Here is a 379-nt window from a genome sequence, read left to right as displayed (position 1 = left end):
GTACGTCTTCTTGAGCCGCCGCAGATCGCTGTGCACGGGCTTCCCCGTGACCTGCGGATCGCCCCAGATCCCGAGCAGGTCGTCCACTGCCTGGAACGCCACCCCGACATGCCGCCCGGCCCGGTCCAGCGCCTCGGCGGTCGACGGGGGAGCACCGGCCAGCAGCGCGCCCGAGGCCGCCGCGCAACCGAGCAGGGATCCGGTCTTGTGGGTGGCCATCGCCCGGTACTCGTGCGGCAGGACGGCCCCCGGACCCGACCACGGCCGGGACTCGAAGAGCAGGTCCTGGGCCTGACCGTGCACCAGGTCGCCCAGCGCGCCCGCCAGTTGCCGCACCGCCGCGGGGCCGCCCGGCCCGGGTGCCTCCGCCAGCGTGGAC

The 379-nt window shown here is 75.5% G+C and carries 1 protein-coding gene; it reads right to left on the bottom strand.

Annotated elements, in window-relative coordinates; genetic code table 11:
- Window positions 1–379 (bottom strand): polyprenyl synthetase family protein (locus BCY78_RS24465; RefSeq protein WP_199523212.1); only part of this gene is annotated, 379 nt, incomplete at both ends.

Source organism: Pararhodobacter sp. CCB-MM2 (assembly GCF_001691415.1).
In the GTDB taxonomy this organism is placed as follows: Bacteria; Pseudomonadota; Alphaproteobacteria; order Rhodobacterales; family Rhodobacteraceae; genus Pararhodobacter.
Note: the sequence above shows the minus strand (reverse complement) of the source record. Positions and strands in the feature narration are given on the sequence as shown.